Raw genomic sequence first — 25,964 nt, 5'->3', positions numbered from 1 at the left:
ACCGTTTTACGGCCTGTAGCTGTTGTATTACTGATCGCCTTTTCCTCCGCCGATCCGCTCTACCGAGCCTTTCTACGCAGCCTGAGTCGACCTATTGATTCATTCATTTTTAGCGTAACGAAACCATGAACGCGTTCAAAAACTTCCCGACGACAACCCTGCTACTGGGTCTGGGATTACTGTTCGCACACCCAGAGTCGATTCTGGCACAGTTCACAACCGATACCCAGCCGGCCCCCGTTGTTACCGCTCCGAAACAGCACGACCTGCTGGCAACTGTTGCGTCGTACCGCGACGATGTCCGGCAGTCGGTTCTACTGGCTAGTCAGCAACCACAGGTATTGACCCAACTGGCGCAGCAACAGGCACAGACACAGCGGGCGTTCGCCGATCTGATTCAGCCCTTCGGCCAGACCAAGCAGGGCTGGTTTTACGACATGGCCCGCTTCCCCGACGTACTCCACGCCCTGGCGACACTGCCCGCCGGTACTGATAAAGCCACGGTGCAGGCCATGACGAAAACGCTGCCCACCGACCTACAGGAAACGGCCTGGAAGCTGTACCGCCACCACAACGCCGATCTGGTGCAGGCCGACCAGCTCAATCAGCAGGCCGATCAGGCATTCGACAAGCTGCTGGCTCCGCTGGACGAGCCTACGCAAACGGCCTTTCGCCAGTTGCTGAACACGCCCGACGTACTATCGCTCCTGACAAGCCAACCCGACCAGACCGCACAACTGGGCCAGTCGTATCAGGCCGATCCGGATGGTATCACTCAACAACTGGCAACCTTGCATGATAAGCAACAGGCGCAAAACCAGCAGGAACTGGCCGAGTACCAGCGCGAACTAAATCAGGACCCGCAGGCACAGCAGGAATTGCAGCAGGCTGGTCAGGCGTATGCGCAGGCGAATGGGTACAGCACCACTGGCATCAACCCGAACCCGGCTTGGGTCAACACGTCGTACTATTACCAGAATCCGTATTCATTCTGGTTTGGTTACCCATCCTGGTATGGTTCGCCGATGTGGTATCCATCAGCCTGGTGGTACGGCACCGGTTTCTATTACGGGGCGGGGGGCAACATGGTCGTGTTCGGTATGCCTTCGATGGGCTTTTCGAACTGGTTTTTCAACCGGGGCTACGGGTACTACCCGCATCTGTACAACCGGTTCAATACCTACTATACGCGTAATATCGGTTATCACCGCTATTGGTCGCCGAGCAACTCCGGGTTTATGTATGCTGCCCATCGGGCCTTTACGCCTACGGTCGGTATGATCGGCGGGCGCCCCAACTGGCTCGGTAGTGGTCGGACCTACTCATCGGGAGGCCTGACTAATGCTGGCGGACGCGTGTCGGCTCCAATGGGTAATTTTGGTGGTGCCCGTACCTACAGCGGTGGCTTCGGCGGTCGGTCGTTTGGGGGCGGCAGTTTTGGTGGTATGCGTTCCTTCGGTGGAGGGGGTGGCTTTCACGGCGGTGGCCGGGGCGGTCGGTAGCCAGGTTTAAACACAGAGACACGGAGGTTACACGGAGTAAACGGAGTTTTTATACTCTGTCTTCTCTGTGTAACCTCCGTGTCTCTGTGTTTAGAAACCCTTCTTTACTTATAAATCGCCGGGGTGTCGAACGTAACGGGGAACGGCTTTGGCGCGCTGGCGTTCGAGTTTAGTTCGTTCTGCGAATAGATAAACCGCCACGGCAACTGCGACCCGGTATTGGGCGTTAGTTTAATCCCGACGGCTTCGTTGCGCGTCCGGCGTTCGTCGTTCCAGCCAATGTGCTGCCCGTAGAACGACACGTACCGTTCCTGCAGGATCTCACGCAGCAGTGCATTGTCGTCCGTAAGCCCGTCAGCGTTTTCGATACCTCCGCTGGCAAAATCGGCCGCGACGTAGGCATCGTATTTGTAAGTTCCCGTTGTCAGGTAGGTCAAACTGATATAGCCGCCCCCGTTCAGAAAGGCCCGGTATGCGTTTAAATGGCCGAGTGCCGTAGCAAACCCTTTACCACTCCGCAGCGCCATCTCCGCCAGCGTCAGGCTATTTTCCTGATACGTCACGAGCGGGAAACTGGCAGCCTGCGCGAAGAAGCCGCTCGCGGTCGCTGAACTCGACGTGTTGGGTTCGATCTTACCCGGCGTATTGACGCCATTTTCCAGGTAATAGAACCGGTAGCGGGCCGTTTCAACGGTCTTGCTATTGCCCCGGTAGCGCTTACCGGCGGGGTTGAGCAGCCCCACGTTGTAAGCCCCCACCGCGTAGATATCGCCCGTTCGCTGGATCGTCAAAAAGGTGTAAAACTGGTTCTGATTGACGTTGGCCGTTGTGCCGTGGGGCGCGTAGAGCGAGTTGGCGTAGGCACTGACTCCGCTCATTGCCGCCGTGTAAGCCGCGTCGTACTGCTTCGTATCGGTCAGCAGCCGGGCTTTGAGCGTGTAGGCGACCTGCTTCCACTTCGTCGCGTCGCCCCCGAAGTGAATATCCTCCGTCGAAACGGTACCCAGCCCCGAATTCAGGTCGGCAATGGCGTCGTCGAGTAGGGCGATGAGTTTCGTGTACACGGTGGCCTGCGGCTCGAACGCCGGGTTAGGGTACAGCGCGTTGTTACTCGCCTGATCGAAGGGAATATCTCCCCAGAGTTCGGTGGCGGTCGCCAGCGCATTGGCCCGCAGAATCTTGGCGATAGCCGCCATTTTCCGGTTACCCAGCGCATTGGCCTGTTCGATGGTCAGCAGCGCATTGGCGTTGACACCCGCAAACGCCAGGTTCCAGTCGGTGTCGTAAATTCCGGCCGATACGTTGTAATTGTAGTAATCGAGCCACTGCCGGTCGGCTCCGGTCAGGTAGCCGTCCCAGATGGTCGTCAGGCGGCTGGCCATACCTTCCTGCAGGGCCATGTTGGCAATTTCGGTACCCGTCAGCAGCAGACTGGCCGTCGAACTTGTCGGGTTATTCGGGTCGACGTTCAGGTTGTCGACAATGGAAGAACAGGACGATACCCACAGGCTGAGCAGCAGGCTAACTCCGGTCATATACAGGCGTTTCATACGTGGGTGGGTGGGTTAGTAGTTGATTTTCAGACTAAACAGCAGCGACTTTGTATTGGGACTGTTGAAATAATCCTGTCCCCGCGAGTTGCTTGCGCCGTTCAGCGCCGTTTCCGGGTCGATACCCGCGATCTTCGTCCATAGTATCGGATTGCGGCCCGTTACGGTGAAATCAATCGACTGGAGTTTGGTCTTCCGGCGAAAACCGGGCGATGAGAAGCTGTAGCCCAGCGACAGTTCGCGCAGACGGGTCCAACTGCCGTCTTTAATAAACTGCTCCACCAGCGTGCTGAATCCGCCCCCGATGGACGTGTAGTACGATTGGTCGAGCAGGACCGGACCGGCACCGAAGTCCTGGATTGCCCCGCGCACCGTCGTTCCGGCCGCGACGGTCTGCCCCGCGTAGTTTTTCAGCGGCTGGGTCAGCGTAACCTCGTTACCAACGTCGGCGTGGGTGCCGAAATACGTTAACACACCCTGTGTACCGGTATAGAAGTCGCCCCCCTGAAACGTCTCGAACAGCACGTTGAGCGACAGTTTTTTGTACGACAGATTCGTACCGAACCCACCCCGGTAGTTGGGATTTGGGTTACCGATGACGCCGAACGATGAGGCTACCTGCGGAAAGCCATTGGCGTTGAGCGTCAGCGACCCGTCGTCGTTGCGCATGTACGTGCCACCGTAGAGCGATGACATGGCGTAGCCCACCCGCGCGACCGTCGACGCTGTACTACTAAATCCACCGAGCGTGATGATGTCGGTACCGGCCAGGTTGGTTACCGTGTTGACGTTGCGGCTCAGGTTGCCTGACACAGTCCAGTTGAAATTTTTGGTTTGCAGCAGGTTGTAGCTCAGATCCAGCTCCCAGCCCTTGTTCATCATCGAGCCGGCGTTGGTGTATTTCGACGTATAGCCCGTCGAACCAGCGGTGGCGACATCGAGCAGCAGGTCGTTGATTTCGTTGCGGTAGTAAGTGAAACCCGCCGTCAGCTTGTTGTTGAGGAAGCGCAGGTCAGCCCCGAGTTCGTACTCGGTCTTGCGTTCGGGGCGCAGGTACGGGTCGCCCTGCCGACTACTGCGCACGTAAGCGCCGTTGCCATAACCGGCCCCGCTGAGCGTACTGGCCCAGCTACTGTACGACGCATTGACGTAAGTCGTCGTGTTACGGTACGCATCAGGCTGTACACCCACCACGCCGTACGAGGCCCGCAGCTTACCAAACGACAGAATCGAATTGTCACGAAACAGGGGCAGTTGCGTAAACTGCCAGGCTACGTCGGCCGACGGATAGTAGAACGTCGACTGAGTCTGACTACCAAAGGTCGAGCCGGACTCCCCCGCCAGCGATGCGTTGATGAACAATTGGTTGTAGAAGCCTACGTTCAGCGTCGAATATAGCCGGGCCATCCGCCGGTGGGTCGTCGTACGGTACGGCTGATCGTTGGCTGACAGCGAATTGCCGAAATTGGGCGGTGCGTCGGCGATGATAAACGTGTTCATCGTGCCACCCAGGTTCAGGTATTTTCGGTCGTTGATGTTGAACCCGACAATCAGCGTACTGGTAATATTCTTGCCAAAGTCCCGGAAGGCCCGCCCAATCAGGTCGGCGTTCATCTCCGACTCTTTGTAGATGGCTTCTTCGAACGAACCCAGCCCGCTGTTGATGGCCGAGTTGACCGGATAGTTCGTGATGCGGTGATCGGTGTTGGCGTCGATACCAGCCCGCGCCGTAACATCGAACCACGAGCCGGGCGTAATCAGCAGTTCTGAACTCAGAATAAACCGGTCGACCTCCGAATAGTTAGTCAGCTGGTTGATGGCCCACAGGGGGTCGTTGTACACCGGATTCGACGACGCACCGAGGTAATTCCGGTACGACCGCTGCCGGTTGGGGATGGCACTCGCCGTCGGCGACGCGTAGTAGTTGCCGATATAAGGGCGACTATCGAAGTCAGCGGGGCTGCGCAGCATACCGATGTATAACCCGTTGATGCTATTGCTGCGCTGAATCCGGTTCGACGTTACCCGTGCGTACGTCGCGTTGGTCGTCGCTTTAAAGATGTTGTTGAAACGTCGTTCGGAGTTGAACCGGACCGTGCTGCGCTTGTAATCGCTTTGCCCATTGATGATGCCTTTCTGCCGCAGATCGCCGATGCTCAGGTAGAACGTACCTTTTTCACCCCCACCGCTGATGGCCAGGTTATTGTCGATGTACGTGCCGGTGCGAAAGGCTTCGGCAAGTCGCGCGTCGTTGTAGGTTTCGCGCGAATTTTTGGTGATGATCGGGTAAATTGTCTGCCCGTTGTAGGCTTCAAACCGCTGTCCGGTGGTATTAACTACGTCCTCTCCACCGGCGCGGGCGGCAATCTTGTCACCCCACGAAAAGGCACTCGTTGGGCTGTAGACGCCCCCCGACCCTTGCCCATAGGCCGTTTGCAGCGGATGCAGCCGGTTCGCTTTGTCGAACGACACCGTCGAACTGTAGGAAATATTGACCTTGTCGGCGTTACTCCCTTTTTTGGTCGTAATCACGATTACGCCGTTGGCCGCCCGCGACCCCCACAAAGCCGCAGCCGATGCGCCCTTCAGAATCTGCATCGACGCGATATCGTCGGGGTTGATATCGTTCAGGCGCGACTGCTGCGTTACGCCCGACGACCCATCGCCCAGCGTCGAATTACTGATTGGAATACCGTCGACAATAACCAGCGGCTGTGTCGAGCCGGTGATGGTGTTCTGTCCGCGAATCTGAATGTACGACCCCGCGCCGGGATCACCCGCCGACCGCGTGATGAGTACCCCGGCGGCTTTCCCAGCCATACCGTTGATGACGCCCGTTTCGCCCGACCGCACGATGTCTTTAGCGTCAATCTTGGACGCCGTCGCCCCCAGTTTATCCGCGTTTTCCTTGAATCCCAGGGCGCTGACGATTACTTCATCGAGTGAGGTTTCGTCGCGTTGCAGCTTGACGTTGATCGTGCTTTGGTTACCCATTGGCACCTCCAGCGTTTTCATGCCGATAAACGAAAACACCAGCGCCCCATTACGAAGCTGATTGGCCGGTACCGTGATCGTGTAGGCCCCTTCTGCATTGGTCGAAGCACCGGTCGTGGTCCCTTTAATAACCACGTTTACCCCCGGCAGGGCAGCATTGTCTTCGCCGGACGTGACCACGCCTTTGATCGTTCGGCCCTGCGCCCACCCCCGCACCGGGACGGCCAACGCAAAGACCAGCATAGCAAGTAGTAAACGATTCTTCATAGATTGAATTCAGGTTAGAAACACACTAAAATTGATAGGTGAAGCGGTAAGCGATCAGCAACGGCCAGCCGGTTGAAAAGACAAGGTGGTACCCGGCGACTCGAAAACGCAAGTCGCAGTGGTTATCCGGAAAGCAGCGGGCAGCGGGCGTCGACAGTGCGCCCTATCGGTTTAATCCAAACTTAATAGTCGACCAACCTCCTGTCAATATGCAAACCATACAATATTCTATCTTTCATATTATTTTAGAATTTTGTTATAACTTTAAAGGCATACATCAAAATATAATTGTCTTTAAACAGCTAATACCAGAATATAATCATTAAAAACTTCGCAATTTTCATTGCATCGACGGGCCCGGTTTTTACTTTTGACCAGTCACTTTGTGTGCCAACTCAATCCCGTAACGACTAACCGCCCTCCACAATGAATCAACTGGCTGCTTTCACCCGCCAACCCAGTATGCTACTGTGCTGGTTGACATTATCACTGATGGCAGGCTCGGCTTGTCAGGCTGTGGGCGCCGACTCGCTACGGGTTACGGTTACGGAAGGCACCAACATGGCCGCAGCCCTGTCGCCCGACGGCAGCACCATCGCTACCGATTTGCAGGGCACGATCTGGCTTGTACCGAGCCGGGGTGGTACGGCCCGCCCCATCACCGACGCCCTCGGCGACTGTCGACAACCAGCCTGGTCGCCCGATGGCAGCCGGGTCGTCTTTCATGCGTTCTGGGATGGTCGTTATCACCTCTGGATGGTTGATAAAACCGGCCGAACGCGAAAGCAACTGACGACGGGTGTGTACGACGACCGCGAACCGCACTGGTCGCCCGATGGAAAGTCGATCGTGTTTTCGTCGGACCGCAGCGGCAACTACGACATCTGGCGGCTGACCCTTGCGGATGGAAAGCTGACCCAGCTAACAAACAACGGAGCCAACGATTACAATCCGGCCTTTTCGTCTGACGGTACGCAGATCGCGTTCGTCTCGGAACGCCCCGACGCACCCGGCCTGTACCGCCTGACGGCCGACGGGAAGGAACAGCTGGTCTACGGCACGACGGCAAAGCTGGCCGCTCCGGCCTTTTCACCCGATGGCAAACAACTCCTGTACAACGCACTGACGAAAGAGCAGAGTGGCCTGTTCAGTGTAGCGGTCGACGGAGCCAAGCCGGTTACCGTATCCACATCCGCCGAAGACGTGTTTCCGTTTCGGGCCACCTGGTTTTCACCCACCGAATACCTATACACCGCCGATGGGCAACTGAAACGGCAGAAACTGGGGCAATCCGGCGCAACAGTCATTCCGTTTCAGGCCACGGTCGTGTTGGGTCGAACACCCTACAAACGCAAAACCTACGACTTCAGCTCGACAGCCGCCCGGCCGGTGCGCGGCATCAAAGGCCCCACCCTATCGCCCGATGGAAAGCGGATTGTGTTTGCAGCCCTCGGCGACCTGTGGCTGTTGACGATCGGTACCCCCAAACCGCAACCCCTCACCAACGACGCCTACCTCGAAGCCGACCCCATCTGGTCGCCCGACGGGTCACAACTGGCGTTTACGTCTGACCGACAGGGCAATATGGATTTGTGGGTGCGCGACCTAAAAAAAGGACAGGATCAGCGGCTGGTCGATCTGCCCGACGACATCAACTTCCCGAGCTGGTCGCCCGACGGCAAACGCATCGCCTTCTATCAGGGCGACGCCCGCAACATGTGGGGGCGGGGTACGCTGCACACCGTCGATGTATCGACGGGTAAGATCGATAAGCAGCACGAGTCGATGTTTGTGCCGAGTCAGCCAAGCTGGTCACCCGACGGCCGGACCATTGCCATGTCAGCGCTGGACGTGTATTCATCGCGCTACCGCGAAGGGGTCAACGAAATCACGCTCGTCAGTGTCGACGGAGCGGCCGATGGGTCCGCCGACCGGCACGTAACGCCCACCCCCGAACATTCGCTCGGCACGCGGGGCAAAAACGGCCCGGTCTGGTCGCCCGACGGTCGCTGGATGGCGTACATCCAGGATGGGCTGCTTTGGCTTTCGCCCACCGACAAAACCGGTACGATCACCGGCAAGCCCCGGCAGTTAACGACCGAACTGGCCGACTCACCTACCTGGTCGGGCGACTCGCAACGGTTGCTGTATCTGGCCACCGACACGCTACGGCAGGTGTACCTGGCCGATAACCGGACCGAAACCGTACCGATGCAGTTTACATGGCAGCCCGCCAACCCCACCAGCTCATTGGTCGTTCATGCCGGGCGCGTGTTCGACGGCCGTTCGGCGACATACCGCACCAACGTCGACATTCTGATCGATGGTAACCGGATTCGCGCGATCGAACCGCACCGGGCCAGCCGGGCGGGCCGGGTCATCGACGCATCAACCAAGACAATCATTCCCGGTCTGTTTGAAATGCATTCGCACCAAAGCGCGATGTCGGGCGAACAGCAGGGGCGGTTGTGGCTGTCGTACGGCATTACCTCCGTGCGCGAACCCGGTGCCGATCCGTACGACGCCCTCGAACGAAAGGAGTCGTGGGCCAGCAATCGCCGGGCGGGGCCGCGTCAGTTCTTTACCGGTGGCCTGACCGACGGCACCCGCATCTATTACGGACTGGCCACCAGTATCTCGTCGCCCGAACAGCTCGACCGTGAACTGAACCGATCCGTGCGGTTGGACTTCGACCTGATAAAAACCTACGTCCGCATGCCCGATGCCCTGCAACAGCGCATCACGAGCTTTGCCCACGCCCACGGCATGCCCGTTTCATCGCACGAAATTTACCCGGCCATGCGCTACGAAGTCGACGCCGTTGAGCACATCGGCGGTACGAGTCGACGGGGGTATTCACCCAAAATTTCGGCCATGAACCGCACTTATCAGGACGTCATTCAACTCATTGCCAAATCAGGCATGAATATCACGCCCACAGCTTCACTACAGGGAGGCTTCTACGTAGTGGCTGGGCGCGACCCTAATTTTTTCGAGAACAAACAATATAAGGCATTCTATTCCGAAAGTTTCACCAACGCGCTACAGGCCGGGGCCGCGCAGGTCACCAAAATCAATCCGGGTTACCTGAGCAATTTCGGTAACCTGCAAAAGACCGTTAAAACGCTGATTGGTGCGGGGGCGCATGTCACGACGGGTACCGATAGCCCGTTTGTACCGTACGGGATGAGTCTGCATACGGAGTTACAGACCTTTGTCGACGCCGGACTGACGCCTTACGAAGCCCTGCGCTCGGCCACCCTCTGGGCCGCCGAAGCAGTCGGCGTCAGTCGGGATCTGGGTTCGCTCGAAGCAGGCAAACTGGCTGATCTGGTCATTGTCGACGGTGATCCACTTACCCACATCCGCGACGCCTGGAACGTGGAAATGGTTATCAAGAATGGTACGGTCTATTCGCTGGAAACACTCTTGACCAAACCCTGATCTACTGGCACGGGCCCGCCACCGTACCAAGGCCCCACTCCGCTGATGGACAAACAGCATGGGCGGGTCTGATGCACCGGGGTGCGCAGCTAATCACAGGCTTGCTTGAGACGTTTTACGACGCAGGCCAGTTGACGAGTTGAATCACAATTGCAGCCCGCGTTGTCAGGGCATTGATCAATACTGTATGCGCTGACAGATCCGTCAGGTTTGGCAGGTCGTCCGCACGCTCCAGCAGTTGGGTCAGTTGCCAGTTCATGTCTTTCAGCAACTGGAAAATCTGGGAAACAGGACATAATCCCGTGTACGCCTTCGCAGGTCTTTCCGTGATGAGCTTCATTGCGCAGGCATTGAGTCGATCAAACTCAAGGTGCAATCGTTCTATCGATTCGGCCCAGTTCGTCAGAACATGCTGTGGTTGCAGCTCGGCCCCCTGTCGTAATTCGTTGATAAGTATGGTTGTTTTTATCGTCATAGGTTTTCGCCAATGCGCTCGCTAGTCCGGTTGGTTCAACCCAACATACCGATGCTTTCGCTACATACTCATTGTGACTATCATTTCCCGGTAAGGTTACACCAGCGCGATAATCTATGCACTAGCTGGTACGGCATTGCTCGCTACCACGCTTTGGGCAGTCCGTTCGCGATTGGACGCAGCCTGTCCAGCCTGTTCAAAAACGGACACAGACCAACACAGCCAACCACCTAACCATCAACTCGTTACCTCTTTGGCACGACCATTGGCACGTAGTATTAAACTGCTCAAGACAAAATTTCTACGACGACACGCAACGTTTTGAGCCGGACTTGCATCCATAACGCATCAAACCTACAACGCCATGACCCGCAATTACTTCCTACTATCCCTACTCACGGCCGGCGCCCTGTCGCTGTCTGCCTTTACGCCCACTACCCGCATCCGCGACGGACGGGATACCCCTTATCTGACGAAAAATTTCTCGGGCACTGTCAACGCCGTAAAGGCCGAAACGTCGGGTGGTAGTCTGACCATCGAAGGCGGCTCGGGTCAGGGCGCAAAAGTTGAGATGTTTGTTCGACCCAACAACTGGAATGGGCGCAACGAACTCGACAAAGCGGAGATCGAAGAGCGCCTGAAAGACTACGACATCACCATTGCGCAGGAAGGTAGTACCCTCGTGGCCACCGCTAAACGACGCAGCAACAACAACAACGATTGGAAGCGCTCGGTGAGCATCAGCTTTGTATTCTACACCCCACGGCGGGTATCGTCGGACATGCGTACCTCGGGGGGCAGCATTCACCTGTCGGCGCTGACGGGGAATCAGCGGTTCCGCACCAGCGGGGGTAGTCTGCACATCGACGATATTCAGGGGAGCCTGAACGGGCAGACATCCGGCGGCAGCATTCACATGAACCGCTGCAACCAGACCGAACGCGACGGTGGTCTTGACCTGCAAACGTCAGGCGGTTCGATCGAAGCCCGCGCTTCATCGGGTAAAATGCGGCTGCACACATCGGGGGGCAGCATCAACCTGGACGACTTGAAAGGCGACATCGACGCGCAGACCAGCGGTGGCAGCGTGCGGGGCAATCACATCGACGGTGACATTATTGCCAGCACTTCGGGGGGGTCGGTTCGGCTGTCGGACATTGCCGGTAGTATCGACGCCAGCACCAGCGCCGGTTCCATCGACGTAAGCCTGGCCGAACTTGGCAAACACGTCAAACTGAACACCAGCGTGGGTAGCGTACACGTCCAGATGCCGCTCAACAAGGGACTGACGCTTAACCTGAGTGGCAACCGGGTCAACCTGCCCAACCTGCGGAACTTCGACGGCGACATCCAGAAAGACCGCGTACGGGGTCGGCTGAACGGCGGTGGCATTCCTGTCGACATCTCGGCCAGTGTGGGCTCGGTATCGATCAACTAAGCGGACCCTGGCAACGCAACAGTGGTGTCAGGTTACGACCCTGACACCACTGGCTGGTCAATCCACAGTCTTCCTTCATCGCAAAACCCCGCTTCGGCACACTATTGCCGGGGCGGGGTTTTCGTATCTTTACAGACTGATCGATCCCGTTGTCATGTTTCGTTTGCCCAACCCTGTTCCGTTTGCCAGCCTGCTGCCGTCGTTCGACGGGGAGTTGTACTTCGATGAGTCCCCTGCCCATACAGCGCAACGATTGCTCTACGCAACCGATGCCTCGGTGTATCAGGAGATCCCCATCGCCGTGGCGCTGCCAAAATCGGTTGCTGACATCAAACGGTTGCTGCGCTTTGCGCAACAGCATCGGCTCGGTTTGATTCCACGGGCAGCGGGTACGTCATTGGCCGGACAGGTTGTGGGCAGCGGTATCGTTGTCGACATCTCGACCCACTTCGGACAGATTGTCGAAGTCGACGCAGGCAACCGATGGGTCCGTGTGCAGCCGGGCGTCATCCGCGACGATCTGAATGCCTTTCTCAAGCCCCACGGCCTGCTGTTCGGTCCCGAAACCAGTACCGCCAGCCGCGCAATGATCGGGGGTATGATCGGCAACAACTCCTGTGGCCTGCACTCGATTATCTGGGGTACCACCCGCGACCACTTGCTGGAAGTAAAGGTTGTGCTGAGTGATGGCGCGGAGGTTACGTTCGGCGCGTTGTCGCGCGCGCAGTTCGATGCCAAATGCCGGGGTGAAACCATTGTCAGTCCCCTTGAACAGCGGTTGTACGCCCAGTTCCGCGACTGGCTGTCGGACCCCGTCGCCCGGCAATCCATCCGCGACGGCTACCCCAAACCAACGGTTACGCGACGCAACACGGGCTACGCACTGGACGAATTTCTGTCCTTTTGGAACGATCAGCCGGATGCGTCGGCAACGTTCAACTTTGCCCGGCTGATTGCCGGATCAGAAGGTACGCTCTGCTTTATCACGGAAGCAAAGCTGAATCTGCTGCCGCTGCCACCCGCTGAGACGGCGCTGGTCTGCGCCCACTTCGTCACGATCCGGGAATCGCTGGAAGCCAATCTGGTAGCGCTCGATCATCAGTGTGCAGCCTCCGAACTAGTCGACGACTACATCCTGCAACTGACCAAAACAAATATCGAGCAGGCTAAGAATCGCGCCTTCGTAGAGGGTGATCCAAAAGCGATTCTGATGGTCGAATTTTTCGACACGACGGCCGATGGCGTTCGCCGGAAAAGTGCCGCCTTTGTGCAGGCGCTACAGGCAAAGAACCTGGGCTATGCCTATCCGGTGCTGTTCGACGACGACACGAAAAAGCCGTGGGCGCTGCGGAAAGCGGGGTTGAGCATCATGTACAACATCCCCGGCAAAGCCAAGCCTGCCAACGTCATCGAAGACACCGCCGTCGACGTACACGATCTGCCCGACTACATCGACGAACTGGACAAAATGGCCTGGGAGCAACACGGCCTGAAGCTGGAATATTCGGCCCATGCCGGCGCGGGTGAAATTCACGTCTTACCCCTCATCGACCTGAAATCGTCGGCGGGGCGCACGACTTTCCGTGCCTTACTGATGGATACGGCGCAACTGGTAAAGAAATACGGTGGCTCGCTATCGGGTGAACACGGCGACGGACGGCTGCGGGGCGAGTGCATCGCCTTCATGCTCGGGGCCGAAAACTACGAACGCTGTAAGGCAGTGAAAGCGCTGTGGGACCCCCACAATACGTTCAATCCCGGCAAAGTAGTCGACACACCGCCGATGAATGAATTTTTACGGTCCGAAGCCGACGTCGAGATTCCGCAACCGAATACGGTATTCGACTTCGCGAAAGACGGTGGCCTGCTGGAACTGGCCGAAAAATGCTCCGGCTCCGGCGACTGTCGCAAGACCGAAATTTCGGGCGGTACCATGTGCCCCAGTTACATGGCCACCCGACGCGAGCACGACACCACCCGCGCCCGCGCCAACATGCTGCGGCACTTTTACACCAGTCAGGAAACACCATCGACAGCCGACTATGCAGCCGTTAAAGATGTGCTCGATCTGTGTTTGTCCTGCAAAGCGTGTAAAGCCGAATGCCCGAGCAGTGTCGACATGACCCGCATGAAAGCGGAATTTACCCAGCAGCAGTACCGCGAGTCGGGCGTTCCGATGCGGGCGCGGCTGGTCGGCAACTTCACGCGACTGATGTCGCTGGCGAGCAAAGTACCCTGGGCTTACAACGCCATTTACGATACCCCTGCCCTGCGCCGACTGGCCAATCGCACCGTCGGTTTTCACCCGGACCGTACCATGCCTGCCCTGGCCAAAACAACGCTCCGGCAGTGGTTTCGAAGTCGCCCCACTGAAAGTCGTATACCCAATACCGTAACCCGTAAACAGACGTCCGTCCTGCTGTTCGCTGATGAGTTCACCAATTTCAACGACGTTGAAGTCGGCCAGAAAGCGGTTCAGTTGCTCGAACGACTGGGCTACACGGTTACCATTCCCGAGCATGCCGAAAGTGGCCGGACGTATCTGTCGAAAGGACTGGTCGCTGACGCGCAGCAACTCGCCATTCGTAACGTAACGCTGTTGAAAGACCTCGTCTCCGACGATACCCCCCTGATTGGGCTGGAACCATCGGCGATTCTGACCTTCCGCGACGAATACCCCGATCTGGTACCTACCGATCTGAAAGCAACTGCGCAGCATATTGCGAAAAACACCTTTCTGCTGGAGGAATGGGTTGCCCGCGAGGCCGACGCCAAACGCATTCGGCCCGACGCCTTCACAACCGATGCGCGACAGGTACGGGTACACGGCCACTGCCACCAGAAAGCTTTGTCGAGCATGGTACCGGTGAAAAAGGCGCTCTCATTACCAGCGAATTATACAGTGCAGCTGATTCCGTCGGGCTGCTGCGGTATGGCGGGGTCGTTCGGCTACGAAACCGAACACTATGCGCTGTCGATGCAGATCGGCGAGTTGGTGCTCTTTCCCGCCGTTCGTCAGCTGACCGACGACGTCCTCATCTCGGCGGCCGGTACCAGTTGTCGCCATCAGATCAAGGATGGTACGCACCGCCACGCGCAGCATCCGGCCGAAATCCTGTTCGACGCCCTGCGCTGAGTTACCGGCAAAACCTTTTCCGTATCAGTGGGTTTTTTAGGGACAACATTAAACCCAGTAGTCATGGAAAATTCATCACTCAGCGACGGCGCACAACAGGCCGATATGGTGTCGAATGAAAACGCAGCCACCAAATTCGGAGCCGACCAGGGGGAAACAAATATGGTGAAACTCGTTGATGGTAAGCTGACCCCGTTCGGCGATACCGAAGACGACGTAGCCGACGATCAACTCAGCAACCGATACAGCGACGACGACGAGCGTGGCTTCAACGGCGATCAATCCAAGGGGCTGACCTACGAAAACGCCGATGCCAGCCTGCGCGCCGAAGACGCGGGTGAAGGCATCATCGCAGACGACGTACCTGAGAATCCGGAAGCCGAAGCGGAAATTACGGGTAATCCTGACGCTGGTGCCACGGTAAACACGGGCCTGCCATCAGAAGATGATGACAAGCGTACGCCAACCAGCACGTTTGTCGTTCGGGGCGATATGGTGCCGCCAACGCCGGGTACACCAGGTCCGGTGACGCCCCCCGATCCAAGTCAGCCCGTACCGCCGACGCCCCCATCGCCCGGTCCGGAAATTCCGGACCTGCCGGGTACGCCGAAGCCCGAGACGCCCGAAATTCAGGAACCCGAACAGCCTGACCGGTCGCACCAGATCGGGTTTCAGCAGCGTAACCGGACTTACACGGCTGGCAACGCTGCACCTGACACCCAGCGCGAAGGTATGGGCACCGGCCCCGGCGACGAACAGCCTGACACCGGCGATTCGGCCCATCCGTATGACGTAAACGCGAAAGACAACGAGGAATACCAGCCCGGCGAACGACCCGAGGAAGGGCGCGAGTCGCGTAAGATGCCCCGCGAGATGATGGACGAAAGTTCCGTGCAGGCGCAGGACATGATCGACGGCAGCGACCGCTCGGACCAGAAATCGACGGATGGGCTGGATCGTCCATACAATGATCCGCAGGCTGCTCGCGAGATGGCCAGTTAGTTGATCGCCCAATCGATTTGTGACAAGTCGCGCGAGGTGGTGTTGGGTAAGCCGACACCACCTCGTGCTTTTTCTGTACATTTAAGCGGTCACAATTAACTGAACCCCATGAACAAGAAAACAAAATTACTTATCGCCGAATTGTTCTGCGTCGTCTTCCTGACAGCCTTTCTTTCACCAAAAGACAAGTGGATCTCCCTGTTCGACGGCAAAAACGTGAGCGGCTGGCACAGCTACCAGAAAGACAAAGTCGTTGGCTGGAATATCGAAGATGGCTCGCTGGTCCCCGACGGCACCGGTGGCGACCTCGTTACTAACAAAGAGTACGAAAACTTCGATCTGGAGTTCGACTTCAAGATCCCGAAAGGCAGCAACAGTGGCGTTGTCTACAAAGTCATTGAGAACCCGGACCTGCGCTCAACGTACATGTCCGGCCCGGAATTTCAGATCATCGACGACAAGGGGTACCTCAACGAGAAAGGCGAAATTTATCCGCTCAAGCCAACACAACTGTCGGGTGCTAACTACGACATGATTCCTCCTGCCAACCTGAACGCCGTAAAACCTGCGGGTGAGTGGAACAAAGGCCGAATCGTTGTCAACAACAACCATGTAGAGCACTTCCTCAACGGCAAGAAAGTCGCGGATTACCAGTACGGTTCCGACGAGTGGAAAGCCATGGTTGCCAAAAGCAAATTCAAAGACTGGGCCTATGCGACACCACACGCCAAAGGCAAGATCGCGCTGCAAAACCACAACCCACGCGAAAAAGTCTGGTTCCGCAATATTCGCATCAAGGAGTTGTAGAATCAGTCCGGGTCGACGCGTCGGCGGGTTGCTTTCACGTCGCCCTTGCGCTTCTTTTCGCTGATTCGTTCGGCAACGGCCGCTTTCGACGGCTTCGTGGCGCGCCGGGCTTTGGGTTGCTCAAACGCTTTCTGCAACAACTGGTAAAACTTGGTCGTGACTTTCTCGCGATTGGCCAGTTGGGTACGCTCCGTCTGATGCGTCAGCACCAACTCACCATCGGTTGTCAGCTTGGTCGCCAGTTTTTGCGCCAGCACGGCTTTTTGCTCATCGGTTAGTAGCGTTGAGTTTTGCAGGTCGAAGCGGAGTTCGGCCTTCGTGGCCACCTTGTTGACGTTCTGTCCACCCGCGCCACCGCTACGGGCAAACTGATAGCGAATTTCCGGGCTGAGATCAGGTAGTTTCATGTGTCGTTGATGCAGCAATTAGTCCGTAAACATACGGGTTTGGCCAATAGACTCCGTTTTCTGAATGTACCGGGCTGATAAAACAAACCAGTAAACAGGCGGTTTAGTAACAGACAAAACCACCTGTTTACTGCATATTGGTATGGGATCGAATATATTGGAAGAGCGCATGCTCGAAGACACGCTCCTCTTGTTTCAGGGTGGCAAGGCAACCGACATGACAGCCGCTCAGGGCGTCAACCTGATTGACGGCTGGCTGCTGGCCCTACAGACCGACATAAACGTTGGGCAGGTCGAGGAACAACTCAGTCAGCTACGCGACGAATTGCAAAATCCGCAACCTGACGAAGCCACCGTTAAAGGGCTGTTACGCAGCCTGGCTGACGAAACGCAGGCCGCAGCCGAAGGACCAAACGCCGAAGGCACCTGGACGGGCAAGCTCGAAAGCCTGTCGAAAATACTTCGTCAATTCGGCAGTTAATTCTAATTTGGCCGACACGATCGGGTGGTTCTCCCATCACCTAGTCGGCCAATGCGTTACTTTTTAAAATCACTACACTATGGAAGGACAAGCAACACTGGAGCAGCGTATGCTGAACGACACGCTGGGTGCATTTGGCAAAGGCAATGTAACAACCCTTACCGCCGAGCGGGGCACGCTACTGTTGGAAGGCTGGTTGAACGCGTTGCGGGGCGACGTCGGTGCCGAACGGATTCTGGCGGAGATTGCTACCCTGCGCGACCTGCTGAAAGAACCCAAACCCGACGGCGATCAAATTCGTCATTTGCTGCTGAGCATGGCAAGCCATACGGCCGCCCTGTCGCACGAGCCGACGATCGAACCCGCTGTCGAAAGTCAGCTCAAGCAACTGGTTACGGTGCTACGTAATGTCAGCAGCCAACTCTAACCGACTCTTTTTATGACTACGCCGGAAGAATTTGCCGAGCTGCTCGATGAGACGATGGCGGTACTGAATCCTGAAGCGATTCCTGCCGATGCCGCAGCCGGAACCGATGTCCTGACGAAATGGATCGACATTCTGCGCGAGGGTATCAATACCACGGATCTGGCGCAATCGCTGGAAACGTTGCGGGCTATGATTAGTGAACCTGGTACAACGCCGGCCGACCTCGAACCAGTCCTACAGGACCTCGCGCATCAGGTTACCGAACTCAGCGCGAACGTTGGCTCCGAAGGCGATATGGTGACTCGCTTGCAGGCACTGGCTGCTTCCTTGCAGGACCTGGCGGGTAAGTTACACGCAGCGCAGGCGTAACGAAAACAGGTTACAAGAGGGGGCGGGAGAACACGACTGATTCTCCCGCCCCTTTCACTTTTCAGAGGTCAATCTAGCTGCTACGTAATCCACTCAACCGGCCGATGAGTTGGTCGAACAGTCGGTGGGGCAACCGCGAAATCAGCCAGCCGGCTACCGGTTTCGGGACGATCGCGTAGCGGATACGTGGCCGGCGTGTTTAGTGGATCTGCACGAGCCGTTCGCCTAGATAATCGATTGACAGGCCGTTTTCTTCGGACTGCTTCACCTGTTTGGCAAACCATTGCATAGCCGGAAAATACAGACTGTTTCGGTACCGCTCAATGTTGGTTCCTTTTCCCCAGATGGGTGTCTTAACCGCCCCCGGCCCCACAATCACGACCGATACGCCAAACAGCCGTAATTCCCGACGCAGGCTATGCGATAAGCCTTCCAGCGCGTGTTTCGATCCGACGTAAGCGCCCATGAACGGAATGGCTACCTGACCGTTTACCGAACTGATCATCTGAATCCGGCCCGGCGCAACCGGATGATTGGCACGCGCCCCGAGCAGCGGCAAAAAAGCCTGCGTGACACGCAGTACCCCCAACACGTTGACGTCGAAATGCTGCTGAACGACGTCTAATGGCTGTTCCTGTAGCGGTCCGCCGATAGCAATGCCCGCATTGTTGATTAGTCCACCCAAACCCATACCAGCTAGTCGCTCGGTTAGTTGCTGGGCTACAGCGTGTACAGATACGTCGTCTGTTACGTCGAGCAGTACGGGAACCACATTCGGTCCCAGTTCTGCCGAGAGTCGGTCAGCATCAGTGGGGTTACGAACGCCCGCAAAGACAGTGTACCCCCGCTGGGCAAATTGCCGGGCGGCCCCGTAGCCGATCCCTGTCGATGCACCAGTAATCAGTATTGTTCTAGGAGCCGTTTTCATTGGGTAAACATACGACCAATCTGTATCAACAAACAGCCAAAGCCGTACGTTATTCCAGTGAAGCTGGCAAACGCATTCTTTACCGGTCAGCCCCTTTTTCTATGCAGGATATCGAACCCTTTTACGGTTGGGAAAAGTACTACTCAGCAGCCGACGACGAACGGTCGCCGTTTCACGAACGGGAGTATAACATGCAGCAGTATGAACACGATATTTACGGCTACTACATTCACCCGCTCTGGGATGAAATTGGCTCGGAAACGCTCTACTGCAAGCTTCTTTTCACCAACTACGACCGGCAGTTTGTCGTTATCGAACTATTCGGCGAATGGAATGATACGCTCCACAACGACGTGATGTACCTGAAACGGCAGGTCATCGACCCGCTGATTGCCGAAGGTATTAAGTACTTTATTCTGATCGGTGAAAACCTCCTCAACTTCCACGGCTCCGACGACAGCTACTACGAAGAGTGGTTTGACGAAGTCGAAGACGGTTGGATTGCGGCCATTCGTATCCCCGATTTCGTCGAGCGCGAATGGAAAAAGTATCACCTCGACTATTACGTTAACTACGGCGGTACCCTGGACGAACTCGACAACTGGCGCACCCTTAAGCCGGCCGGTCTGTTCGATCTGGTCAACAGCCTGATTATTCGCCGACTAACTTAATCCCGAACCGGTCATACTGCCGGTTTTCGTTTTTTATCGGTTTCTTATCATTTTTCAGCCGTACACAAACTCCCACGATCCGAACCATGGAAACGCCCAAACAGACTGCCGAAAAGCAGATGCTGGCGGCCAAAGCAACGGCTGCCCAGAAAGTCGACGCCTTCAAAGCCGAAGCGGCCCAGCACCTCGACACCGCAGCCGCGCATCTTGACGAACTCCGCGATCAATTGGTTGCCAAAGCGCAGGAGATCGGCAAAGACATTGACATTGAGGGCTTGAAAGCGCAGGCTTCGCAGCAATTTGAGCAGGCGAAAGCCACCACCGCCGAAACGCTGACGCAGTTGCAGGCACAGGCCGAAACGGCGTTCTCAGCCGCAGCGGCCAAAGCCGATACCTTCTCCGATGCTGCCGAAGACAAATTCGAGGAACTGCGCGCCGAAGCCACCGTGCAACTCGAAGCCGCGCAGGTCAGAATTGACGAACTCAGAGCAGAAGCGGCACTCAAAATCGAAGAAGCCAAGGAGAAGGCCAAGGGCGTATGGAGCCAGTTGTTTGGCGGGTAATGAGTAAAAGCCAGACCACACTTGGTATTCACCTAGACGTGGTCTGGATTACTTAGTCTGGGACCGCGTATATAGTTTCGTTCCTTGCGATTAATGGCTAGTTCCTCCAGATAACCAGCCTTGATCAACGCCTGAATATCAGTACGCGCCGTCTGGTTCGATACGCCCAGTCGATTCTCTACTTCCTTTGCGGATAAGACCGTGGTTGGCTCCTGCCGAACCCACTCGACAATCTGTGCCTGTCGGGGCGATAAGTGTTCTGTGCGTTGCAGAGCCAGCACAGCCTGTTTTTCTTTCTGTTTACGAGCCAGGTAGTTCTTCAACTCGTCGTATGCTTTACTGAGCGTCTTTACCTGATAGAGCACAAAATAAGTCAGGTCGTTCTCGTCCAGTTCTGCATACTGGAAAGCACGATAATACTGCATCCGCGAGTCCTTTATCACGCGGGAAATCGACAGATACTCCGTTAGCCAGTACCCTTTTCGAAGCATATACCAGTAGAACAATGCACGGGCTGTGCGTCCATTCCCGTCCGTGAAGGGATGAAAATAGCCGATGAGGAAGTGAATAATGCTTGATTTGACAACTGGATGCAGGAAGTAGTCCGGTGATTCGTCGTTAAAAAACTGACATAGTTCAGTGGCGAAGACCGAAATGCTGCTGGATGCCGGGGGCGTATGAATGACTTCTCCATCGATAGCGTCGACAACGTGGATGTTATCGTGCTGACGAAACTGTCCGGCTTCCTCCGCATTGTCCAGCGTTTGCTCCGTCATCAAGCGGTGGACTGTCAGAAGGCCTTCTACCGTGAGCCGGTCGCTTTTATGGGCATCGATGTATTGAATTGCCTGATAGTTGTTGACGATCATACGCTCGGATACAGTACGTGGCGGACGCTCCTTTCGTAGCATTTCTTTCGCTACTACCCGCGATGTAATGGCCCCTTCAATCTGGCTCGACGCAATCGACTCTTCCATGATAGAGCCTAGTAGATATTGATGCCGATCGGCCTCCCCGATCGGTTGCTGCCCGCCCAACGTACCGCCCAGATTCAGGTCAAACTGGTGAAGATTTTCATGAAGCCGTTCTGTATGTAAAAAATAGAAAGTCTCTCTGCCGATAGAAATCTTCTTGTATTCCTTTCGCCGGCTATTCTTCACCAACATCCATAGGTCTCTGTGGTCTAGTATTCCCTCTATTTCTGCGATCTTTTTATACTTAACCTTATCCCAGTAGAGATACTCATCATCAATATCGCGTAGTATTCCTGTCATACCAGCCCACAATAAGATAAACTGCCGCTCCGCGTCGTCAAGATTATCGTACCACTCTCGCATATTCTGAGAAGCTGGTGGCGGCTCTATCTTTTTCATAGTATTTTCTAATATATCCAAAATTAGAAAATACTAGAAAATAAGCGATGCACTTTCAGAATGACAACATCCGCCAGAAAAGAGCAGGCAGACGGCTTATCGAGCTTATCTTTGCACTATGACGTTACAGAACGATTTGTTGCTCCGCACGGCGCGGGGTGAACTGAATGAACGAGTGCCCGTCTGGATGATGCGGCAGGCAGGTCGGGTGCTGGCGCAGTACCGGTCCGTCCGGGAAAAGGCAGGCAGTTTTATTACACTGGCTAAAACGCCGGAACTGGCGGCTGAGGTTACGATTCAGCCCATCGACGCATTCGATGTCGACGCGGCTATCATCTTCTCCGATATTCTGGTGGTGCCCGAAGCCATGGGACTTCCCTACGAAATGATCGAAAGCCGGGGACCGGTATTCCCGAAAACCGTACGGTCGACCATCGATCTGGGACAGTTGCGCGTGGCCGATGCCGAAACGGACCTTGGCTACGTACTCGACGCCATCCGACTTACCAAAAAGGAATTGAACGGGCGGGTACCACTGATCGGTTTTGCGGGGGCACCGTTTACGATCTTCTGCTACATGACCGAAGGCAAAGGGTCGAAGACCTTCTCCGTAGCGAAAAAACTGCTGTATACCGACGCTGCCTTCGCGCATACGCTGCTGCAAAAAATCACTGACAGCACGATTTCTTACCTGAAAGCGCAGGTGCTGGCCGGTGCCGACCTGATTCAACTGTTCGATTCGTGGGCGGGCATCCTGTCGCCGGAGCAGTACCGGCAATTCTCGCTACCGTACATCAAGCAAATCTGCGACGCGATCACGGACGTACCAGTCACGGTGTTTGCGAAGGGTGCATTCTTCGCCCGGCACGAAATCGGTCAACTCGATTGTCAGGTGGTTGGTCTCGACTGGAATATGGACCCGGCGGAGTCGCGGGAGTTGGTTCCCAATAAAGTGCTTCAGGGCAATCTGGACCCCTGCGTTTTATACGCTGACTTTGCCCAGATCAAGCGGGAAGTGAAACACATGCTCGACGCGTTTGGTCATCAGCACTATATCGCCAATCTGGGTCACGGCATTTATCCCGATACCGATCCCGACAAGGCCCGCTGCTTCGTTGACGCCGTAAAAGAGTTGTCGACCCGGTAAATTGATTGTGGCGACGCAACGGGTTGCGTCGCCACAATCAATTTACGAATTTTGAATCAGGCCAGCTTCGATAGCTTCCTGTTTCAACTGTGCTTTGTCGATGGGCACAACGCCTACCGATTCGCAGACCAGTCCGCCACCGAGGTTCGACAGGCCAGCGATAATGGCGGGCGACTGACGCAGGGCCACGCAGCAGGCGGCTATGCTGATCACCGTATCGCCGGCTCCCGATACGTCTGCGATCTGCCGGACGTGAGCAGGTAGTTTCAGCTTTTGGTCGTTGAAATCGATAAACACGCCCCGCTCCGACAGCGTAATCAGCGCACCCGAAATATGAAGCGCCTGCTTCAACTGATCGACAGCTGCCTGAAATTCACTGGCGTCATCAACGTCAAAATCGAGCTTCAGCCCTTCACGCAGTTCTTTCAGATTCGGTTTGAACAAGGTCGTGTTCTGGTACGACAGGAAGTTTCGCTTCTTCGGATCGACTACCGTAGGAACGCGTTGTTCGTTGGCGAAATTGGTAATCTCGGCAATCGCTTCCTTGCTTAGTACGCCTTTGTCATAATCTTCAAAAATAATGACGTGACAACTCGGAATCAGCTCTTTCGCCTTGGCAACAAGCTGCGTTCGTTCGGCATCCGTTATGTACCGATCGGTTTCTGTATCTACCCGCACGACCTGTTGTGAGCTGGCAATAATCCGCTCCTTGATGGTTGTAATCCGGTCGTGACTACGAATCAGACCATCGCAGTTTAGCCCACGATCGCAAAGTTCCTGTTCGAGCAGATCGCCCGGCGCGTCGGTGCCGATGACCGAGCAGATAATAGCTTCCGCTCCCAGCGCCTGTACATTGAGCAGTACGTTACCCGCGCCACCCAGCCGCCGTTCACGCCGATCAACGTTGACGACCGGTACGGGCGCTTCGGGGGAGATCCGCTCGACCCGTCCCCACACGTACGAATCCAGCATGACGTCGCCGATAATTAATACCCGCAGGGAATCGAACTGCGTAAACAGCTCGTCAATCGAAAGGTCCAGTACTGGAGACATACCAAAAGAGCGAAAGAGTGAAAGAGCGACCAGCACAATCGCCCTTTCGCTCTTTCACTCGTTGAAGTTTCGTGCAAAGAAACGAAAAGCGAGGTCTATTTCCGAAATCCGGCCACAGGCTTGAGTATATGGCTCGCCGGGGGTTTCTTTGCTATAGTTTATAGCCACGGCGGCTTACGATACGTCCATTACCAATCCTACTACCGTCTATCATTTCGCGTTCTACATGTATTTTCTTGGCTTTGATTTAGGAAGTTCGTCTATAAAGGCTTGTCTGGTTGAGGCCGACAGCGGTAAAGCAGTAGCCTCGGCCTTTTTTCCGGAAACGGAAATGGCTATCGATTCACCACAACCCGGTTTTGCCGAACAACACCCCGACAACTGGTGGCAGAATGCCTGTCAGGCCAGTAAAGCGGTGCTGGCAAAAGCCAACGTCAACCCCGGCGACATCAAGGCTATCGGTATTTCGTACCAGATGCACGGGCTGGTTGTCGTCGATCAGAATCTGGCGGTATTACGCCCGTCGATTATCTGGTGCGACAGCCGGGCGGTCCCCTACGGCAGTAAAGCATTCGATACCCTGGGCCACGACCGTGTACTCAAGCAGTTGCTGAACTCTCCCGGCAACTTCACAGCCGCCAAGCTGGCCTGGGTAAAAGCCAATGAGCCAGACACCTACGCCAAAATCGTTCATTTCATGTTACCCGGCGACTACCTGGCCGCCCGCATGACCGGCGATGTCGTTACTACCGCGTCGGGTCTGTCGGAAGGGACACTCTGGGATTTTCAGGCCGATCAGCCGGCTCAGTTTCTGTTCGATCATTTCGGCTTCGACACCGCACTGACGCCAACCATTCGCCCGACATTTGCCCCACAGGGCGAGCTGTCCGCGTCGGCCGCTGCCGAACTGGGCCTGTCAGCGGGAACACCCGTCACCTACCGCGCGGGCGATCAGCCGAACAATGCCCTCTCGCTGAACGTGCTGGAACCGGGGCAGATTGCTGCAACGGCCGGTACGTCGGGGGTGGTGTACGGTGTCAGCGACCAAGTGAGCTACGATCCACAGTCGCGGGTGAATACCTTTCTGCACGTAAGCCACACGCCCGAGGCCCCCCGGTACGGCGTATTGCTGTGCGTCAATGGTACCGGTAGTCTGAACAGCTGGCTACGCAATCAGGTACTCCGCCGGTCGATCAGCTACAACGAGATGAACGAACTGGCGCACGAAGCACCGGTCGGGGCCGACGGTCTCGTTTGTCTCCCCTTCGGGAATGGGGCTGAACGGGTACTGGGCAACGCTGATCCGGGCGCGTCGTTCCAGGGGCTACAGTTCAACCGACATGGGTTACCGCACATGATCCGGTCGGCGCAGGAAGGCATCGTCTTCGCGCTGTACTACGGCATTCGGGTCATGGAATCGGTTGGTGTCGGTATTCAAACGATCCGGGCGGGCGAAGCCAATATGTTCCTGAGTCCCCTCTTCCGCGATACACTTGCTAACCTGACTGGCGCTGTCATTGAGCTATACAACACCGACGGCGCACAGGGAGCGGCCCGTGGTGCCGGATTAGGACTGGGCTATTACAAGAATGCCGCCGAAGCATTCCGGGGATTGACCGTTACCAAAACCATCGAACCCGACATGCGGGCGCAACAGGCTTACCGCGACGCGTACGGCCGCTGGCTGGAGGTACTGGAGGCTGCGCTGTAAGCAGCACATTTCGTACCTTAGTGCCCCAAAAAAGAAAAAGTCCCCACCTGTCAACCGACTGGTGGGGAACCTGAAACCTATCTAAGTGGCCTAAGCCAATCCGAATCTACACACAAAAGCGCTCAGTCGACCCGGCTGAGCGCTTTTGTATAGCAAATAGTTAGCAAACAGGCCGATATATCCCTTTCTGTCTCTTGATTTACTTGGCAAAGCGTGCTT

20 protein-coding genes are annotated in these 25,964 nt (G+C 56.1%); 13 read left to right on the top strand and 7 right to left on the bottom strand.

Annotated elements, in window-relative coordinates:
• The first annotated feature begins 125 nt into the window (after positions 1-125).
• Complete coding sequence (locus tag CLV58_RS09105; RefSeq protein ID WP_106137475.1) at positions 126-1,502, top strand: hypothetical protein; 1,377 nt, start codon at positions 126-128, stop codon at positions 1,500-1,502.
• 104 nt (positions 1,503-1,606) lie between these two features.
• On the opposite strand, the gene CLV58_RS09100 is transcribed toward CLV58_RS09105, so the two are convergent.
• The gene (locus CLV58_RS09100; protein ID WP_106137474.1) at positions 1,607-3,052 is read right to left on the bottom strand and encodes a SusD/RagB family nutrient-binding outer membrane lipoprotein; all 1,446 of its coding nucleotides are present in this window, start codon (positions 3,050-3,052) and stop codon (positions 1,607-1,609) included.
• A gap of 15 nt (positions 3,053-3,067) precedes the next feature.
• A complete protein-coding gene (locus CLV58_RS09095; RefSeq protein WP_106137473.1) occupies positions 3,068-6,313 on the bottom strand; it encodes a SusC/RagA family TonB-linked outer membrane protein in 3,246 nt (1,081 codons plus the stop codon).
• 426 nt (positions 6,314-6,739) lie between these two features.
• Between CLV58_RS09095 and CLV58_RS09090 the strand changes: the two genes are divergently transcribed.
• A complete protein-coding gene (locus CLV58_RS09090; RefSeq protein WP_245882280.1) occupies positions 6,740-9,757 on the top strand; it encodes a DPP IV N-terminal domain-containing protein in 3,018 nt (1,005 codons plus the stop codon).
• A gap of 115 nt (positions 9,758-9,872) precedes the next feature.
• Here the strand turns inward: CLV58_RS09090 and CLV58_RS09085 are convergent, their stop codons facing one another.
• Entirely contained in the window at positions 9,873-10,232 is a 360-nt protein-coding gene (locus tag CLV58_RS09085) for a hypothetical protein (protein WP_106137472.1), read from the bottom strand.
• A gap of 364 nt (positions 10,233-10,596) precedes the next feature.
• Here CLV58_RS09085 and CLV58_RS09080 point away from each other — a divergent pair, with 364 nt between their 5' ends.
• The 4 genes from CLV58_RS09080 to CLV58_RS09065 all read left to right on the top strand — a co-directional run bounded on the left by CLV58_RS09080 (position 10,597) and on the right by CLV58_RS09065 (position 16,615).
• Positions 10,597-11,670, top strand: coding sequence for a DUF4097 family beta strand repeat-containing protein (locus CLV58_RS09080; RefSeq protein ID WP_106137471.1), 1,074 nt, complete (start codon positions 10,597-10,599; stop codon positions 11,668-11,670).
• A 154-nt stretch (positions 11,671-11,824) separates the two neighbouring features.
• Positions 11,825-14,806 (top strand): FAD-binding and (Fe-S)-binding domain-containing protein, encoded by a 2,982-nt coding sequence (locus tag CLV58_RS09075; protein ID WP_106137470.1) that lies wholly within the window; start codon positions 11,825-11,827, stop codon positions 14,804-14,806.
• A 63-nt stretch (positions 14,807-14,869) separates the two neighbouring features.
• Positions 14,870-15,808, top strand: coding sequence for a hypothetical protein (locus tag CLV58_RS09070; protein WP_106137469.1), 939 nt, complete (start codon positions 14,870-14,872; stop codon positions 15,806-15,808).
• A 108-nt stretch (positions 15,809-15,916) separates the two neighbouring features.
• On the top strand, positions 15,917-16,615 hold the full coding sequence (locus tag CLV58_RS09065) for a 3-keto-disaccharide hydrolase (RefSeq protein WP_106137468.1): 699 nt from the start codon (positions 15,917-15,919) through the stop codon (positions 16,613-16,615).
• 2 nt (positions 16,616-16,617) lie between these two features.
• Here CLV58_RS09065 and arfB read toward each other — a convergent pair whose 3' ends face one another.
• Positions 16,618-17,022 carry an alternative ribosome rescue aminoacyl-tRNA hydrolase ArfB gene (gene arfB / locus CLV58_RS09060; RefSeq protein WP_106137467.1) on the bottom strand — a complete coding sequence of 135 codons (405 nt, stop codon included), beginning with the start codon at positions 17,020-17,022 and terminating at the stop codon, positions 16,618-16,620.
• Between the two features lie 142 nt (positions 17,023-17,164).
• Between arfB and CLV58_RS09055 the strand changes: the two genes are divergently transcribed.
• The 3 genes from CLV58_RS09055 to CLV58_RS09045 all read left to right on the top strand — a co-directional run bounded on the left by CLV58_RS09055 (position 17,165) and on the right by CLV58_RS09045 (position 18,299).
• A complete protein-coding gene (locus tag CLV58_RS09055; protein ID WP_245882279.1) occupies positions 17,165-17,503 on the top strand; it encodes a hypothetical protein in 339 nt (112 codons plus the stop codon).
• Between the two features lie 79 nt (positions 17,504-17,582).
• Positions 17,583-17,930 carry a hypothetical protein gene (locus CLV58_RS09050; protein WP_106137466.1) on the top strand — a complete coding sequence of 116 codons (348 nt, stop codon included), beginning with the start codon at positions 17,583-17,585 and terminating at the stop codon, positions 17,928-17,930.
• Positions 17,931-17,942: 12 nt separating this feature from the next.
• Entirely contained in the window at positions 17,943-18,299 is a 357-nt protein-coding gene (locus CLV58_RS09045) for a hypothetical protein (protein WP_106137465.1), read from the top strand.
• 199 nt (positions 18,300-18,498) lie between these two features.
• On the opposite strand, the gene CLV58_RS09040 is transcribed toward CLV58_RS09045, so the two are convergent.
• Positions 18,499-19,227 (bottom strand): SDR family NAD(P)-dependent oxidoreductase, encoded by a 729-nt coding sequence (locus tag CLV58_RS09040; RefSeq protein WP_245882278.1) that lies wholly within the window; start codon positions 19,225-19,227, stop codon positions 18,499-18,501.
• A 101-nt stretch (positions 19,228-19,328) separates the two neighbouring features.
• Between CLV58_RS09040 and CLV58_RS09035 the strand changes: the two genes are divergently transcribed.
• Positions 19,329-19,898: a hypothetical protein gene (locus tag CLV58_RS09035; RefSeq protein ID WP_106137546.1), complete on the top strand. Its 570-nt coding sequence runs from the start codon at positions 19,329-19,331 to the stop codon at positions 19,896-19,898.
• Positions 19,899-19,984: 86 nt separating this feature from the next.
• Positions 19,985-20,461, top strand: coding sequence for a hypothetical protein (locus CLV58_RS09030; RefSeq protein WP_106137464.1), 477 nt, complete (start codon positions 19,985-19,987; stop codon positions 20,459-20,461).
• A gap of 32 nt (positions 20,462-20,493) precedes the next feature.
• Here CLV58_RS09030 and CLV58_RS09025 read toward each other — a convergent pair whose 3' ends face one another.
• Positions 20,494-21,438: a Fic family protein gene (locus CLV58_RS09025; protein WP_245882277.1), complete on the bottom strand. Its 945-nt coding sequence runs from the start codon at positions 21,436-21,438 to the stop codon at positions 20,494-20,496.
• Positions 21,439-21,952: 514 nt separating this feature from the next.
• On the opposite strand from CLV58_RS09025, the gene hemE reads away from it, so the two are divergent.
• Positions 21,953-22,981, top strand: a complete 1,029-nt coding sequence (hemE, locus tag CLV58_RS09020) for a uroporphyrinogen decarboxylase (protein WP_106137463.1) — start codon at positions 21,953-21,955, stop codon at positions 22,979-22,981.
• A 42-nt stretch (positions 22,982-23,023) separates the two neighbouring features.
• Here hemE and CLV58_RS09015 read toward each other — a convergent pair whose 3' ends face one another.
• On the bottom strand, positions 23,024-24,034 hold the full coding sequence (locus CLV58_RS09015) for a bifunctional heptose 7-phosphate kinase/heptose 1-phosphate adenyltransferase (RefSeq protein ID WP_106137462.1): 1,011 nt from the start codon (positions 24,032-24,034) through the stop codon (positions 23,024-23,026).
• 226 nt (positions 24,035-24,260) lie between these two features.
• Here CLV58_RS09015 and CLV58_RS09010 point away from each other — a divergent pair, with 226 nt between their 5' ends.
• Positions 24,261-25,745: a xylulokinase gene (locus tag CLV58_RS09010; RefSeq protein WP_106137461.1), complete on the top strand. Its 1,485-nt coding sequence runs from the start codon at positions 24,261-24,263 to the stop codon at positions 25,743-25,745.
• Positions 25,746-25,964 lie beyond the last annotated feature (219 nt).

Origin of the sequence: Spirosoma oryzae, from assembly GCF_003002825.1 — a bacterium.
Taxonomy (GTDB): domain Bacteria; phylum Bacteroidota; class Bacteroidia; order Cytophagales; family Spirosomataceae; genus Spirosoma; species Spirosoma oryzae.
The sequence above is the reverse complement of the archived record's forward strand: the minus strand, read 5'-3'. Positions and strand labels throughout refer to the sequence as shown.